At 62.2% G+C, this 16455-nt stretch carries 12 protein-coding genes; 5 read left to right on the forward strand and 7 right to left on the reverse strand.

The genetic code is table 11. The features are described from left to right. Positions 1 to 200: 200 nt before the first annotated feature. From G6P88_RS05920 to G6P88_RS05930, 3 genes are read left to right on the forward strand one after another with little or no spacing between them, the layout of a single operon-like run. Positions 201 to 2054, forward strand: coding sequence for an SMC family protein (locus G6P88_RS05920; RefSeq protein WP_165322320.1), 1854 nt, complete (start codon positions 201 to 203; stop codon positions 2052 to 2054). Further along, on the forward strand, positions 2044 to 2934 hold the full coding sequence (locus tag G6P88_RS05925; RefSeq protein ID WP_165322321.1) for a sensor histidine kinase: 891 nt from the start codon (positions 2044 to 2046) through the stop codon (positions 2932 to 2934). Before G6P88_RS05920 ends, G6P88_RS05925 begins: the two co-directional genes overlap by 11 nt. Before the next feature lie 2 nt (positions 2935 to 2936). Further along, the gene (locus G6P88_RS05930; RefSeq protein ID WP_165322322.1) at positions 2937 to 4367 is read left to right on the forward strand and encodes a response regulator; all 1431 of its coding nucleotides are present in this window, start codon (positions 2937 to 2939) and stop codon (positions 4365 to 4367) included. A gap of 24 nt (positions 4368 to 4391) precedes the next feature. Here the strand turns inward: G6P88_RS05930 and G6P88_RS05935 are convergent, their stop codons facing one another. Genes G6P88_RS05935 through G6P88_RS05945 form a run of 3 tightly spaced genes read right to left on the reverse strand, consistent with a single transcriptional unit; the run spans position 4392 to position 7866 of the window. Continuing rightward, positions 4392 to 5540: a phospholipase D family protein gene (locus G6P88_RS05935; protein WP_165322323.1), complete on the reverse strand. Its 1149-nt coding sequence runs from the start codon at positions 5538 to 5540 to the stop codon at positions 4392 to 4394. 31 nt (positions 5541 to 5571) lie between these two features. Further along, positions 5572 to 6318: a hypothetical protein gene (locus G6P88_RS05940; protein WP_165322324.1), complete on the reverse strand. Its 747-nt coding sequence runs from the start codon at positions 6316 to 6318 to the stop codon at positions 5572 to 5574. A gap of 3 nt (positions 6319 to 6321) precedes the next feature. Further along, on the reverse strand, positions 6322 to 7866 hold the full coding sequence (locus G6P88_RS05945; protein WP_165322325.1) for a hypothetical protein: 1545 nt from the start codon (positions 7864 to 7866) through the stop codon (positions 6322 to 6324). Between the two features lie 103 nt (positions 7867 to 7969). On the opposite strand from G6P88_RS05945, the gene G6P88_RS05950 reads away from it, so the two are divergent. Beyond that, positions 7970 to 8380: a hypothetical protein gene (locus G6P88_RS05950; RefSeq protein ID WP_165322326.1), complete on the forward strand. Its 411-nt coding sequence runs from the start codon at positions 7970 to 7972 to the stop codon at positions 8378 to 8380. A gap of 80 nt (positions 8381 to 8460) precedes the next feature. On the opposite strand, the gene G6P88_RS05955 is transcribed toward G6P88_RS05950, so the two are convergent. The 4 genes from G6P88_RS05955 to G6P88_RS05970 all read right to left on the reverse strand — a co-directional run bounded on the left by G6P88_RS05955 (position 8461) and on the right by G6P88_RS05970 (position 15650). Continuing rightward, positions 8461 to 9945: a hypothetical protein gene (locus G6P88_RS05955; RefSeq protein ID WP_165322327.1), complete on the reverse strand. Its 1485-nt coding sequence runs from the start codon at positions 9943 to 9945 to the stop codon at positions 8461 to 8463. 179 nt (positions 9946 to 10124) lie between these two features. Next, positions 10125 to 13442, reverse strand: a complete 3318-nt coding sequence (locus tag G6P88_RS05960; RefSeq protein WP_165322328.1) for an error-prone DNA polymerase — start codon at positions 13440 to 13442, stop codon at positions 10125 to 10127. Beyond that, positions 13439 to 14998: a DUF6504 family protein gene (locus tag G6P88_RS05965; protein WP_165322329.1), complete on the reverse strand. Its 1560-nt coding sequence runs from the start codon at positions 14996 to 14998 to the stop codon at positions 13439 to 13441. Before G6P88_RS05965 ends, G6P88_RS05960 begins: the two co-directional genes overlap by 4 nt. Then, positions 14919 to 15650 (reverse strand): ImuA family protein, encoded by a 732-nt coding sequence (locus G6P88_RS05970; protein ID WP_165322330.1) that lies wholly within the window; start codon positions 15648 to 15650, stop codon positions 14919 to 14921. The genes G6P88_RS05965 and G6P88_RS05970 overlap by 80 nt, the downstream gene beginning before the upstream one ends. 137 nt (positions 15651 to 15787) lie before the next feature. On the opposite strand from G6P88_RS05970, the gene G6P88_RS05975 reads away from it, so the two are divergent. Next, a complete protein-coding gene (locus tag G6P88_RS05975) occupies positions 15788 to 16447 on the forward strand; it encodes an SOS response-associated peptidase family protein (protein ID WP_165322331.1) in 660 nt (219 codons plus the stop codon). The last annotated feature ends 8 nt before the right edge of the window (positions 16448 to 16455 follow it).

The raw sequence follows: 16455 nt of genomic DNA on the forward strand, positions 1-16455 counted from the left end.
CTCGCCAAACCCGAAGGCCGGCAACGCAAATGGCCATACATCCCACGCATGCCGTGCTGCCACCGACGCGAGCCAATGAGGTCTGTGATCCTCCAATCGTTGTGTAGGAAATGGCTGGGCCAGAAGGCGCCTAAACGCTAGACCATCGTCATCGGGCGGATTCCGATCGGAATGGAATTACGGGGAAGGCGGCGGCAGGGGTGTGGATTGAATCGATCAAGATCGAAGGGGGTGCTCTAGACGGCTTCCGGCAGACGTTAAACCGCGGTCTGAACGTGCTCATCGGCGGCCGCGGCACCGGCAAAAGTTCGGTAATTGAGCTGATCCGCTTCGGGCTTGGCTCCCCGGCATCATCGGACGCGATCGGAAAGGAGGCCCTTGAACATGCGCTCGGGGTTCTCGGCGACGGCAAGGTCACCATCACTCTGACAAACGGTTCCGAACGAGTCGAAGTCACCCGGATTGCCAGCGACGAACATGATTTCCGCCCATTGGAAATGGCGTCCCCGCTCGTATTTTCGCAGAAAGAGGTCGAGCAGATCGGTGCGAGATCGCACTCACGGCTCCGGCTCGTCGACGCTTTTCTCGGACGGGCAGGCTCGGCAAGCGCGCGCAAAGCACCACTCCTCGCTCGCATCAAATCGCTAACGGCGGAGATCCGGAGTTTGCTGGCGGAGATCGACGAAGTCTCCGAAAAGCTCCTTGTGCTGCCAAAGCGGCAGGAAAAGCTCGCCGAACTACAACAGCAAGGTGCCGCGCAGAGCGCGCGGAGCGCAGAACTCGAGCCGTTGCGCAAGCAGCTTGAGGAACTGACTCCCCGTGCCAATGCCGCTAATGTTCGAGCAGCCTCGATCGAGCGGTCCGCAGGAAAGCTGTCATCGTGGACCGACGAGCTTGAAATGGTGGCCGAGCGTCGGCCCCTGATTGAGCCCTGGCCGTCGCAGGCGGCGTCCCCCGACCAGCTCGCCGACCAGCGTGCCCGTCAGGAAGTCGCGTTACAGCGGCTACAGGAAGCAATCCTTCAATTCCGCCAGATCGGTTCCGAGTTGGATGGTTTGCGGCAGACCGCGCACGAGGAGAAGGCCGTGGTTGAAACACAGGCGCGCGAAGTCCGCCAGAAGATCGAGGAGCAGCAGAAGGGGGCGAGCATCCTCGACCGGCAGATCGCCGACCTCAGCCAGGAGATCGCGGCGCTAAGTTCGCTCGCCGATCTTCGCAAGGAGCGAACGGAGCGCATTGAGGCGCTTAATGCGCAACGCCAGGCTGCACTCGACGAGATGCACGCCAAGTCACAGGTGTTGACCGAGGAGCGCCAGCGGATCGCAACCAGATTGTCTGACGCGCTGGCGCCAGCGATCCGGGTGGTCGTCAATCCGCTAGCCGATTATCGGAGCTATCAAAGCGTCCTCAATGCGGCGTTGCGCGGCAGCGGCTTGCGTTACAGGGATTTGGCCGACCGGATTGCCGAGACGTTCAGCCCGCAAGAGATTGCAAGTCTCGCGGAGCGAGGCGAGATCAGCAAGATCGGGTCGGCGCTCGAAATCAACGAGGATCGAGCGCATCGGCTTGCAGAAGGTCTGCGCGGCGATGCGGGGATCGACCTGCTGACGACCGAAGTTGGAGACGAGATCGGTATCGAACTGCTCGACGGGACAAGCTTCAAGAGCACCGAGTTCCTGTCGATGGGGCAGCGATGCACCGCGGTGCTGCCGATCATTCTGCAGCACACCGAACGCGTGATCGTGCTCGACCAGCCCGAGGATCATCTCGACAACGCCTTTGTCGTGGGTACCCTGGTCAAGGCAATCCGTTCGCGAGGAACCTCGGCGCAGACGATAGTCGCAACTCACAACCCCAATATCCCCGTGCTCGGCGGGGCCGACTGGATCGCGCACCTCGATTCCGACGGTGAGCGCTGTTTCGTGCAGGTCGCTGGCGAGCTTGAGGACCATGCGATCGTCAATTCGATCACCACGATCATGGAAGGTGGCCGTGAGGCGTTTCAGCGTCGCGCGGCCTTCTATGCCGAGAGCAACACGTCCGATGACGCCTGAAGTACTCGGACGCAAGCTCGGCTCGACCGACCCTCGTGAGCGGCTCGAGGCCGCTCGCTTCCTGGTCGAGAGTGCGCAGACAAGCCATGCCGGACAGATTGAGGCGGCGCTGGGCATCGAAACAGTCGGCTGGGTGCGTGGCGCTCTTCGGCGGGCGCTTCAGAAAGTGCGTCCCAATGCGCCGGCTGCCTCGGCGCCGGAGGCGAGCGAGCTGAGTGCGGTTTACGCGGCGCAGATCTATTCGGACGCGCTTGAGACCACCGCAGCGCAGCTCATTCACGAGATTGAGCCGATTCTCGGCTCGCTGCGCCTCTCGGCGGAAGCCGATGTCCCGAACTTCGATGCTTCGGACACTGCGCGCGGGCTCGATCGGCTCGACGCGCTGGTAGCCAGTCTTTCACGCCTGCGGCGGGCTGCAAGCGCGCCCAAGGTAGAAGAGTTGGCGCTCGACCGCTGCATCTATGCGTGGGTCGAAGAGGAAGCGGCTGGCAAGGCAGTTCGCGTCCTACGCGCGGGGCCCCAAGATTGCACGGTCGAAGGAGACAAGGGTCTGATCTGCCTGAGTTTCGTGAACGGACTGCGGAACGCGATCGACGCGACAAAGGCGCTAGAAACCGAAAACGACAAATATCCTGACATCACCGTCAACTGGGGGGCGACCGATATCGATGCCTGGGTGGCTATCGTAGACTCGGGCGTGGGGTTCCGAGGCAATGTTGCGCGCGCCTTCGATATTGGATCAACCACCAAGGCAGGCCATCTCGGCATGGGCCTCGCGACGGCGCAACAAGCGATGACCTCCATGGATGGGAGCGTCCGTCTGATCCCGGGTGAGCGTGGCGTGCGGTTCGAGATGCGCTGGCCGAAGGCCGGGGCATAGCCGTGCGGATTCTGCTGGTCGAGGACAAGCCCGACTTCGCCGCAACGATCGACAAGGCGCTGCGCGCTGTGGACGGCTGCGACGTCATCTGGAAGAAGAGCAAGACGAGTGCGCTTGCGGCGCTCGCCGACGAACCGTTCGACGTCGTGCTCCTCGACCGGCGCATACCGTCCGAGGATGGCGTGCTTGATGACGACGTGAACCATGGCTGGGACGTGTTCCAGTCAATCCGGGAAACGTTGCCCGGCACGTCGGTCTGGTTCCTGACCGGGACGGAGGACGCCGATTTCTCTGCCGATGTGCTGAACGATTTTGGTCGCAACGGCGACATCCATTCCTGCGGGCGTGAGGACACGATCTATCGTGTGTTCTGGAAGCGTCGGATGACGGATTGCGTCGCAGCTGCGAAGACATTTCGCGCCGACGTTCAGCGGACTGAGGCGATCAACCTCAGCCAGGTCGGCGAACCTGTCAATCTGCGACCCGAAGAGGAGCGGTTGCTCAAGCTGTTCGGGCGCCGGCATGGCGGCGTCAGCGTCGAGGTCAGGCCATTGAGCGGTGGCCTCTCAGGCGCCCGCGTTCTGCGCGTCGCCGTGCGTAATGCCGCTGGCCAGACCATTGTGACGTCGATCGCCAAGGTAGGGGCGTTCGACGAGATTGGTGTCGAACGAAGCCGCTATCATGGCGAGATCGCGCGATTGGTCCCCGGATCCACCCCGCAACTTACGGGTGACATCACGCTCGGCGCCTCTGGGCATGCCGGCATTTTCTACGGCGTTGTCGGGAGCGAGGTCACCGATTTGTTCGCCAAGCTCGTCTCAGACCCTGACGGCGGAGCGGAGGTGCCAAGCCAATTGCGCGCTGCCCAGGCGCCTTGGTTCGCCGCGCGCGACGGCGAACGGGTGCGCGTTGGTGCTATTCGACGCCGCCTGATCGGCGATGTCGCGCTCGCGAGCATCGAGGGCGAACTTCAAGGCATCGACATTGTCGCAGTCGAATTGCTCGAAATCGATGTGGCGCATTGTGTTCAGCACGGCGATCTGCATTGCGCCAACGTCCTCTTCGATGATCGAGGTCTCCCGATGTTCATCGATTACCCAGAGACTGGCCGCACTCTCGCAAGCCTGGATCCAATAGCGCTCGAGTTGAGCACTGTCTTTCATAGGCATGCGCCCGATCGTCATGGTTGGCCGAGCGAGGCGCAGGCCGTTGACTGGCCGGATGTCGGTGCCTTCGCGGCTGGCGCGCCATATGAGGCTTATCTGCGCGCGTGCCGTGACTGGGCGGTGGCCGTAGCAGGCTCGCAGCAGGAGGTCTTAGCGGTCGGCTATGCATATGCGCTTCGACAGCTCAAGTACGACGACACCGACAAGGTTCTTGCCCGGGCGATCATCCGCGGCTGTATCTCTGCTCTGACCGGCATCGTGGCGTGATGACCGAGCGCGTGGTCGCGGGACTTAGGTCGGAGCCCTGAAACGGATTGGACTAAGATCGACCTCCCCATGTTGCCGGAACAGCGCCTCGATCCGGCGATCGATCCATTCTCGCGAAATAGAAGTGAGCGGCATGCCAGGTTTGCGCAAATAAGCCGCGAAGGGATCGGTGTTTCCGGACCCTCTCTCGGCATTTTGCTGAGTTGATTGGAAGCTGTCCGACCCCAATTCGGTCATCATCTCTCGCATCGAAACGCCTACTCCCAGTTCGGCGTTGATGAAGCGCGCGGTGTGCACGCGCACGTAGTTCGCCCACTTTTCCTTCCAAGGTCTCGCCTCTATCTCAGCGACGCTGGCAACATCCTCGTCGTCGCGATGGCGCCAACCTATCGCACTACCGAAGATCAGCAGATCATCGGGCGCAGCGATCCGCGCCATGTAGAGAATATCGCCGTCTTGAATCTGGCGCGGCCGCCGCGCTGTTGGATACGTACACGCCCAATTGCATCCCGAATCCGCGACAAGATCAGCGATCCGTGCGGTTCGAGGAGAACGGTTGGTGCCTTGCCCGAAGAATTTGAGGAATGCCGCGTTGTCATAACTCTTTGCGACCGACGCCAGCGCGAAGGGAGATGTGGCCGGTAGCTTTGCACCATGATCAGGCAGGTTCGGTCGCTGATTGCCCCCGCTTTTCTTGCGCGCGGCGGCGAGCAACGTGTCCCAATCTTTGAGTCGCGCTGCGGTCAGATTTCGGCCGGCCTGCTTCCATAATCGATCGAAATAGCTGCGGCATTCGTCGACGATGGTGGCGTCGTCGGCGATAAACCCGAATTCGTGGTTACGCAGCATTGCAGCGTCGGTGACGTTTGCGCTCGTGCCGATAGCTGTTGCTTCAGCAAACAAAAACAGCTTGGCATGCAGTCCTTTGATGCCCCGGATCGTGCCGCCGGCCTCAAGTAGGCCGCGAAGCGCGTCTGTGTCGCTGACCCCGTCATAGAAGCAGCCGAGATCGAACCGGGTGATGACTTCGAGCGGCCCCTTGTGCCCGGCCTCTAGGATGCGCGCCATCGTCCTGGCTTTGATGAACGGACAGATGATCCGGAGACCAACCGGGCTCGCGCTTCTTGCATCGAGAACTTCTTTTTCCCAATTACTGCTGATCAGCCGAAACATCGCTACGCCCCCCTTGTCGTCCTGCGGCGATTTATTGTCGGCGGCCGCGACGTCGATCTTCGGCTGCCGCTTCCCTGAAGAATGAATATTCGGCGGTTTCCTCGAACTTAATGTGCGGCGCGACGAGACGGGTTGCCCCGTTTATGATGTAAGGCCGTAGCTGCGGGTCGAACGACCGCTGATCTAATTTGGCAATCACCATGAAGCCTCCGATCCCTAGCGTGAAGGCGTTCAAGGCGCCGGAGCGTATCCTTTGTATTGGAAAGATGATCTTACGCGCGTCGTGCGTGCTTGATGCGTACCGCATAAGTACAACTTGAAATGCTCGAAGGTCGGTCAATTTGGCATTCTCAAACAGGACGTGGGTAGCTGAGGCGGCATAGGGCCCCAGAGTAATATGGGTGAACTCTTCCCGCTTGCTGATCGATGCGCGCCAGAGGATCGCCAGGACCGCGAGGGTGAACGTGTCGCCGTCAAATTGCTCATGCTGGAAGATTGTGCCCGTGCGGGCGTCTCCCGTAGCGTCCAGGCCGCCGCAGAAGCGGATGGCATATTGGTCAAAAACTCCAAGCTTGCTGTCGCAAAGGGCGCAAAGGATTTGGCTGTCGAACGCTCCCAGCGGCTGCTTGGCCGGCTTCGAGCCTTCAGGGCGGATTGCGAGGTTATGGCCGCCTGGACGGCTGAGCCTTCTCGCAAAACCTCGCGGGATGATGTGCGCATTGCAGAGCGCGGTCTCTTCACAGCCGGGCGCCGCGCAACGAGGAGCATCGCTTTGCACAGTCTAGCTTTCAAGGAGCGGCCGATCGACGACCACTAAATTGCTTGGATTGATGACAATCTGGATCTCGTTGATCGTAGCAAGCTCAGCCCCATACGCGTCGAGGTCAAGAACTCCGGGGCGAATGTCGATGAGGTCGAATCCGGTGGAGACGAATCCAACTGCGCCTTTCGCCACCCTATCGAGCGTCACCCGGACGGCGAAGGTAATGGCGGTTTGGGCAAATCCGATCGTGTTGAAGTAGAGGGCCTCCAACGACATCTCATCATCCGCGCCTTCGATCACGTCGAACTCTAGGCGGGCGAGCGGATGCGGATTGAGGATCATGTCGAGACCCATCTGGACGGCGTTGGCATCCCAGATTTCTGCCAACGAGAACGCAGCCCATGGTACGGTCCCGGCGAGAGCGTTTGCTTCCTTCCAACGCTCAGTGAATTCCAGCAAGCGGGGAAGATCCTCTGTATGCGGACCCTGAAGACCGCCGGACGGAACAGCTAGCTGCGATAGGCGGGTGCCCCGAAATTCGAACTCCATCGTCGCGATGCCGCTTGCCATGTAGGCCAGTCCTCGTAGCAGCAGGATCCAATCATCTAGCGAACGTGGCGTTTCATCGAAGTTCCCCGTCGTCTCGATCTGCAATCCATCGTCTGTGAACAGCGCTGAAAGCACATCATGCTTGATGACCATGAGAGGGCCGCCTTCTATCGGCGGCGGTGCGAAAGCCTCGCATCGATATACGGCTGCGGGCTTACGGGGGCCGCCGCGGATGACGATTTCACATGGACCGACGAGCGGCAGCTGGATGCTGATCTCCTCTACTCCGTTGAGCAAATCGCCTCGGTAGGGAACGCGGATATCGAAGCGCCGGTCGTAGGCCTGAAGTCTCAGCGGCTTGAGCGGCTCGATTCCCGATAGGATGCGTGTGAGGTGATTGGGGCTCTCAATCCAGACAAGAGCATCCGCCTCGATCCCGCCGCCTTCATAGCCGAGCGTTGCAAGCTGCTCCCGCTTTTTCTCAGTGTAAGCGTGGACGTTTACGGGAGAAGCTGCGGCCAAAGCCTCTCGAAGGCCCTCGGGTGTGGGCTTAAACCTGCGGCCTTTCAGGTAATCGAACGAGATCGTCATGTGGTTGACGTCGTGCCGGCCGTCCGCCTCCGCGCGCCGAAGCCGGTGCAGGATACGCGACAGCTCATGGTCGATCAGTGGGATAAGATAGCCCATGAGCGGGGTGCCGTCCGGCTTCATGCGAAAAACCACCACGGCTGCCGGTGCAGCGTCCTTTGCCAGCCGTTCGATCGACGACAGGCGTGCTGTTACTCGCGTCCCGCTCTCTCCGGCCGTACATTTCAGCTGAATTTGGGCTGCACGTGGCGAACGTTGGTCGAGCGTGACGCCGTCGGCGTCATCCATTTTAAATTCGACCCGGAAATCCCAGCCTGTTCGGTCGCGCTCGCTTTTGTTGCAGGTTAGCCGGGCACGGGAGCAAAGCGAGCGGAAGAGGTCTTCGCCCGCATCACCAAGCTCATCAGGGGGTAGCGCTTCGAGCATCTGCAGGCTTGCCTCCGCTTATGGCTGATAAGACCTGGTCTGGGCCTTGGTTTTTTGTCGCGTGGACTTCGTGGATGCTTATAGCCAAGCCAGGAGCGGGCGCGTGAAAAAGAAACTGATTATATGGTGGTCGCTCTGGCGCCACGCGAGATTCGCAGCATGCAACACGATCTGCTCGATCGGGTGCTACGCAGTGGGATGGCACCTATCCACTGCAGCTTCCGCGATGCCAATGGCGCGCGCGGGGGCAATGGCGACTGCGTTCGCCATAGGGTTTGCCTTGCACGATTATCGGCAAGCGCTGTCTCGTTCCGAAGAAAAGGCGAACCGCAGTTTCGCCGCGATCACGAAGAAGCTTCCTCTCACGGGTGCCGTCAGTCAGACGAGAATCGAGACGCTGACCCGGCGAAACACCAGAATGGTCGATACGGCGACTACGGTGTGGCAAACCGGCCTGCTCATCTGCGCGACGTTGATCTGGGGGTTTGGAGATCTCTTGAACAGATTTCTTTAGGTGCTCCGCGTTCTAGTGCGACCAGGTCGCTACCTCTGGACCCGTTGCGCAGTCTTGTGCGAGTACCGCGTTCAGAATTTTCAGGAGAAAGGCCGCGCGCTGCGATTGATCCGAAACGGATTGCGCAAGCGCTTCCCGATGGCCCGCCCTTCGAGCTCACCTGGGTCCTTCAGCCCGAATGTTATCCGAGCTTCTTCCAAGCTAGTCCTGAACTCGGGCGTGAAGCTTGGCGCGTCGCACGCGAGCAAATCCTCTGATCGTGTCTTGATCGTACCGTTGTCGACATAGATGTCGAGCGCGAGTCCGACGATCGTCTGAAGCTTTGGCTGCTCCTCAAAGAAGGACATGCAGTAGGTCTGGAGCATGGCAGCGCGGTGGTCGCGATATTGCGCATAGCTGCCGCTTTCCTCGCGATAGGGCAGGATCAAGAAGAGGTATCCTGTTTGCCGTTGAGGCGGCCGGCGTGCGATCAGCAGCCGGCGAACGAAACGACTCATCTGTTCCGCGACGGAGCGCTCGATTGCGCTTTGAAGCGCTTCGGCAAGGCGTATGCGGTTAAAGCGATTTTCGGCGGCCATCACGCGAAGTGCGCGTTCGGACAGATTTGTTGTTGGGATCTCTCCCAATATGCCGATCGAAGTCCCTCCAAGGACGTCGTCCGAGATGATTTCGATCATCCGATCCCATGCGAGCGATGCCTCTCTTTGTCTTGAAAGCTCTCCGTAGACCGCCGACGAAATGTAGGTTTCGTATTCCCCCTCGGGGATCGAAAGCAGCTTCCGTCGAGCCTTTGTGCGAAGTTTTTTCGGCACAAAGCCGGGCGTCCCGTCAATGAAACCGTTCATCATGTAGGAAGCAAGGAGGTCTTCTTCGCCGGTCGCGATACCCAATTTGCGTGATCGAACAAGCCGCTCCCGGGCGACGAGGTAAGCAGTTAGGTCGGCCGCGGTGTCGAGTTCGGTAAGGACAAATTCAAGGCCGACGGGGTCGAAAACATGGACGAACGATCCGTCAGCGTTTGCATCGCCGATGACGAACGGATGGAATCCGATGCGGTCGGAGTTCACATGCTGATCGCCCTTGAGCCCGGGCTCGAGAACCATCGTTCCGCGGGAATGTCCAAAAAAGCGCCGGCACGCCTGGTTTGCGCCGCTGGCGACAGCGATCAGATGGACGATTCGCTCGTCTTTTGGTGGCAGGTCGAGCGGCAAAGGCTGGGTACAAGCCTTGTCGGTAAAGATGCGGTCTGGGTGCTTGCTGAGCCAACGCTCCGCGCCGATGAGCTGATCGACCGACTCTTTGATGGCCTTACGGTACCAGCGCGACCAAGCTAGCGGTATGGGCTTATGCGCCTGCCACTCGACCTCTTTGTCACTGAAAAGCAGAACATGTTTGTCGAAAACGACAAGAAGGTCTGCAAACTCTTGCCCGCCGCCGCTCGTGCTTTTCGTCCGATCGTTAAATGTGTTCGGATAGGACCAAAGCCGTAGGAAGGTTTTGTCGGCAAGCTGCGCAAGCTTGCGTTCGGACGCGGTGATGCCCTCGCCGCGATTGATGCTGGACATCTCGATTGATTCTCTACGATCCGTTTTTGCTTTTGCTGACTGACCATACATCGTCGGCGAGATGCCTGCGAACGCTCATAAGCCGGAAGAGATTTTTTACGCGGATGGCAATCTGACGGAGTTCGCTCGCACCCTAAGTGCCCATAATGCGGCTCCACGACGCAGGAGGCTGACGCGGGCTACCGAAAGTCGCGTGGTTTGATCTTGATGCCATCCGTTTGCCGACCGGGGACAATCCCCGATCCCAGGCGCAGATCTGGGATGTATATCTCCCTGGCGTTCCGATTAAGGCTGCGGTGCTCGGGGTCGCGCTGGTCGGGCGTCATCGGACTCTTGACCACGTCGGCGCGGCTGACCCGATAGATATCGGCGACCTCGGGGCGCCGGCCCACACTCGCCAACAGCCCTGACAGGTCGTCGAGACGCTGGGCGACGATGTGGATCACATCGCCTTCGCGTTGCACCTGGCCGCGGACGCCCATCATTGAGGCGCCAAGAACGGTGCGCCGGTTTTTTTCGAAGACATTGGTCCAGACGACAAGATTGGCGACGTCGGTTTCGTCTTCCAGCGTGATGAACATGACGCCCTTTGCGCTGCCCGGCTTCTGGCGGACGAGGACGATCCCGGCGAGCTCGACCCAGCGACCGTCTTTCGTCGTCCGCAGCGCCTCGCAACTGATCATCTTGCGCGCCTTCAGCTCATCGCGGAGGAAGGCGACCGGATGCGCGCGGAGCGACAGGCCCGACGCGCGATAGTCCTCCACCACCTCGGCCCCTTCGCCCATCGGCGCCAACATGACCGTCGGCTCGAGCGCCTCCTGTCGCAACTTGCCATCGCGCTCGTCGGCGGCGGCGAACAGAGGCAGCGCCGCTGGCCCAAGGCCCTTGACGGCCCACAGTCCCGCCCTTCGGTCCTCGCCGAGCGAGCCGAAGCCGTCCGCGTCGCCGATCCGGTCCAGGGCGCCACGCCCGACGCCGGCACGGCGCGGGATTTCCTCGACACTCGTAAAGGGTGCTTCACCGCGCGCCGTGACGATCGCGGCGCCATCGGCATTCGAAAGATCCCGCACCATGCGCAGGCCGAGCCGAACGGCCTTGTAGCGGCCGCGGCTGGGCTCGAGCGTGCAGTCCCACCGACTGGCATTCACGTCGATCGGCCGTACCTCGACGCCGTGCTGTCGCGCGTCGCGCACGATCTGCGCCGGAGCATAGAAGCCCATCGGCTGGGCATTGAGGAGGGCGGCGCAAAAGGCATCGGGATGATGGCATTTCATCCAGCTGCTTGCATAGGCGATCAGCGCGAACGACGCGGCATGACTTTCGGGGAAACCGTAGGAGCCGAACCCTTCGATCTGTTTGAAGGTCTTCTCGGCGAATTCGTGATCATAGCCGCGCGACACCATGCCGTTGATGAGCTTGTCGCGGAAATGCGAAACGCCGCCGGTCAGCTTGAACGTCGCCATCGCGCGGCGCAGCAGGTCAGCTTCGCTTGGCGTGAACCCGGCGCATTCGATCGCGACGCGCATGGCCTGCTCCTGAAAGAGCGGTACCCCAAGCGTCTTTTCCAGCACGCGGCGCAGCTCCTCGGTCGGATAGGTCACTTCTTCCTGGCCGTTTCGCCGCCGTCGGTAGGGGTGGACCATGTCGCCCTGGATCGGGCCCGGCCGCACGATCGCGACCTGGATGACGAGATCATAGAAGGTCTTCGGCGCCATCAGCGGGATCGAGGCCATCTGCGCCCGGGACTCAATCTGGAAGACGCCGAGCGTGTCCGCCTTCCTGATCATCGCATAGGTCGCGGGATCTTCGGCCGGGATCGTCGCGAGGTCATGCTTTATTCCCTTGTCGTTCTCGAGAAACTCGAAGGCGCGGCGCATGCAGCTGAGCATGCCGAGCGCGAGGACATCGACCTTCATGAAGCCAAGCGCGTCGATGTCGTCCTTGTCCCATTCGATCACCTGCCGATCGTCCATCGCGGCGGGCTCGATCGGGACGAGTTCGTCGAGCCGATCACGGGTCAGCACGAAGCCGCCAGGATGCTGCGACAGATGGCGGGGCGTGTTGATCAGCGTGCGGGTAAGTTCGAGCGTGAGCGCCAGGCGCTTGTCACCGAGGTCGAGATTGAGTTCCTCCGCGTGCTTCTCCTCGACTCCTTCCCGGCTGTAACCCCAGACGGCACCGGCAAGGCCGGCGGTCACGTCCTCGGACAATCCCAGCGCCTTGCCGACTTCGCGCACCGCGCCGCGCGACCGATAGCGGGCGACGACGGCGGTCAGCGCCGAGTGGGTGCGGCCATAGGTTTCATAGATCCACTGGATCACTTCCTCGCGCCGCTCATGCTCGAAATCGACGTCGATGTCGGGCGGCTCGCGCCGCTCGGCCGAGACGAAGCGCTCGAAGAGCAGCTCGGATCGCACGGGGTCGATCGAGGTGATCCCGAGTACATAGCAAACCGCGCTGTTGGCGGCCGACCCGCGCCCCTGGCATAGAATCTCTCGCCGCCGGGCCTCGGCGACGATCGCATGGACCGTCAGAAAATAGGGCGCATAGTCGAGCTGGGCGATCAGTCGGAGCTCATGCTTGAGCTGTTCGCGCACCTTGCCGTCGATCCCATCAGGATAGCGTTCGGGCGCCTTCTCCCATGTCAGCCGCTCAAGCTCCTCCTGAGGCGTTCGGCCTGGCACGCGGATTTCGTCGGGATATTGGTATTTGAGTTCGTCGAGGTTGAAGGTGCAGCGAGCGGCAAGTTCGACGCTCCGCCAGACCGGGCTCGGATCCTTGAGATAGCGGCGGAACAGCCGCTCCATTTCCTCGCCCGTCTTCAGATAGCGATCGGCGAAACGCTCGCGCGCATTGCCGAGCGTATCGACGGTGCATTTCTCGCGGATGCAGGTCACGACATCCTGGAGCATGCGGCGTTCGGGCACATGGTAGAGGACATCGTTGGTCGCGACCGTCGGAACGCGCGCGGCAGCGGCGATCACCGCGAGATCGCGCAGGCGAATGGCGTCCCTCGGACGGCGCCGCACCGATAGCGCCATATAGGCGCGGTCGCCGAAGATCCGCTTCACGCGGGCGAGCGCGGCCTCGGTGACATCGTCGGCGCGATCGGGCACGAGCATCGCGATCAGCCCCTCGTTCCACTCCGCGACGTCGGACCAGTCGAGATGGCAAGCGCCCTTGCCAGCCCGCTTCTTGCCGACACTGAGCAGGCGGCACATGCGGCCATAGGCGGCTTTGTCGGTCGGATATACCAGCAGCGCTGTGCCGTCGGTCAGATCGAGCCGGCAGCCGACGATCGAGCGCACCCCGGTCGTCTTCTCGCCGTCCCAGGCGCGCACGATGCCGGCGACCGAGTTCCTGTCGACGATACCGAGTGCCGGCAGGCCCAAGCGGGCCGCGGTGACGAACAATTCCTCGGGGCTGGACGCGCCGCGTAGGAAGCTGAAATGCGTCGTAACCTGCAGCTCGACATAGATCGGTGCGGGATCGCTCATGCGAAAGCGCCGTGAATGAACCAGCGCATCGATCCGGTTGACGGGTTTTCGCCGTCGCCCGCCCGGAACAGCCAGTAGCGACCACCGCTCATCGTCTCGACCTGATAATAGTCACGGACCGCGAAGGGCTGCTCGCCTTCCACCCCACCGTCGCGCCACCATTCGCCGTGCAGCCGTTCGGGACCATCGCCCTGGGTGACGCGGAAGCGTTTGCCCCGCCAGACGAAGAGCCTCGGCGCGTCGTCGGGCAACAGCGCGATCACCTCGATCGGCTCGGGCCGCGCCAGCATCCGCGCCGGTCGTGGCAGATCGTCATCCCAGCCGGCGTCGCGCGCCGTGTCGAGCGCCGGTGCTGTCGCCGCCGACCGTTCGGGCATCGCGCTGGCCTGCGGCATCATGCGGTGCACATTGCGCCCACCGAAGCGGTTGGCGAGCGCGTCGACCAACGCGGCAAGGTCCGGCCCGCGCTTGCCGAGGCTCTCCAGACTTTCCCCCTGCCGGGCCGCCATCGGCTCGATCAGCGACACCACCAGTGTCATCGCCTCAATGCCGAGTCCCGGCTCGACGGTTTCGATCTTCGCTGCCAGCAGCTTGGACAAATGTTTGGGATCGCGCGAGGGCGCAGCGGTCCCGACGCGAATGACCTGAGTCTGTCCGTCGACGCGGTGGAAGTAGCAATCGAGCCGGCGCGCGCCCTTGCCCACACGGCCGAGCTGATCGACGGCATCGGCGACGAGATCGCCGATTACCCGTGCGAACGCCTCGGGCGTGGCGATCGGCTCCATGAACCCGCGGCGTGCTCTCGGCAGGTGCTCCGGAAAGATCGGCTCGATCGGCTCAGGAGCAAAGCCAAGCGCCTGGTCGAGCCGACGATGAAGCGTGCGGCCGAACCGCTTGGCGAGCGGACCGCGCGGTGTGCCGATCAGCTGCTCGATGCGCTCGAAGCCGAGTTTGCGCAGCCCCTCGACGATGCCCGCTTCGAGCCGCAACGCTGCGATCGGTAACAGCGCGATCGCCTTGCGATGATCACCGGGTTCGATCGTCACCGGCCGACCCGCCGGGACGTGCCGCGCGACAGCATGGGCGCAGCCCGCCGTATCCGCGACCGCGATTTGGACTGCCACACCGAAGGCCGCGATGCGGCGGTGGAGGTCCTTGAGGAGCGCCGCCTCGGTGCTGAACAGCGAGGCGCAGCCGGTGATATCCAGCCAGAGACCGTCAGGCGCATCGGGGGCGACGATCGGCGAATAACGCTGGCCCGCCCAAAGGGCGATGCGGCGCAGGCCATCGACATCGGCGTCGGGCTGCGCGTCAACGACCGCGAGTTCGGGCGCGAATGACCGCGCCTTGGTGATCGTCATGCCCGGCGTAATGCCGAGCGCGCGTGCGCCGGCATCGACCGCCGCGACGATGCGGCGGCCATGATCGGGGATCGCCGTGACCAACGGGATCGTCGGGGAAAGGGTGTCGCCGCCGTCAGGCGGCGACTTGGCGGTCTTCCGCCGCAGCCGGTCGGTCGACCAGTGCGGAAGATAGACCGAGGCGACCCGTCGCATCGCACCCCTCCACGATCCATGCGTGCGGATTGCCGCCGCGTACCCGCTCCAATGCTATTTGCCAGCGCGGTCGACCGAGACTCGGAATGCCGAGATCCTCGCTCGGGCTCGCGGTTATGCGCCAGCGCGTCATCGCCGCCGTGCCTTCGACCGACTGCTCGACCTTGGAGGCCCGGCGAAAGACGAAGGCCGCAACACCGGACCCTTCGGCTGCGAGCTGCAGGCGCTTGGAGGCGGTCGTCGAATATTTGCCGATCTCGCCGACCACGCCGCCGAGGCCTGGATGGCGCAGGCACTCCTCCATCGCGAGCATGACATTGGCGTCGCTGCCCGCTTCGACATAGATCACGCGATCGGCGCGGAGTCCGGCGAGGTGAAGCGCCGGCGCGAACAGGTCACGCCACCGCAGGCACCAGAAGACCGGCCCGTCGATCCGGGCGAGAATGCCGGCCAGGAAGATCGTGGCGCTGGCGTCGTCGGCGAGATCGGGGCTTCCCGCGACCTCATGTAGCGCGCCGGTAGCGAGGCCACCTCCCGGTAGCCGCTGATCGATCGCATCGATGCCGAACGGCACAACCGCATGGCGTGCTCCCGCGCCCTCGATCTGCGCAATTTGCGCACGCAGATTTTGAAGGACGACGGACTCACGCATGGCATTCAAGAGACTCGCAGGTTGTCGAAAGGATCGTCTTGTTCGTCCCTATCGAGAGGCTGAGTCAATCACTTTTGTTCGCTATATGTTCCATGCTATAGCCTGAGCTCATCCTGAGTCGGTTCCGAGCGATTGCCATGTCACGACTGCACAGCATCCAGGCGAGTACCTCCGAAATCGCGGAGCATTTCGGCGTCGAGACGGTGCCCGAGCTCGAGGCGCCGAGCGAGATCGTCGAGGGTCTGCATGGCTTGGTGGTCATGGCCAATGGCGGACGTCGGCTGCTCAAGTCGATGACATGGGGCTTTCCGCGCCATACCCATGAGAGCCAGTTGCGCGGCGAAACGCCGCAGCGGCTTGGCCTGGTCGCCAATCTCACCAATCCCATGTGGGATAAGCTGGTCGTTGATCCGCGCTATCGCTGCCTGATCGTGCTCACGCATTTCGGCAATCCGGATGGCGAGGAGGGATCAAAGACGCGGACATGGTTTTCGGTGAAGGGACAGCCGATCATGGCCTGGGCCGGCTTTTGCCGTAACACGCCGGAGTTCGGACCGGTCTATGCCGGCATGACGATGACGGCGAATGCGGCGATCCCGCCAACCAACGACCGCATGCCAGTCCTGCTCGACCCGCATGAATATGATCTTTGGCTGGAGGGTTCGATTCGCGACGTCATTCGCTTCCAGCACCGCGAACCCTTTGCGGCCGATCGGATGACCGTCGACCGCACCGAGGATCGGTGGCGCAGCGGCGCCGCACCCTCCAAGCCCGCCCCGCAACTGGCACTGCTGTGACGACAATG

The sequence above is a fragment of the Rhizorhabdus phycosphaerae genome (genome assembly GCF_011044255.1).
In the GTDB taxonomy this organism is placed as follows: Bacteria; Pseudomonadota; Alphaproteobacteria; order Sphingomonadales; family Sphingomonadaceae; genus Rhizorhabdus; species Rhizorhabdus phycosphaerae.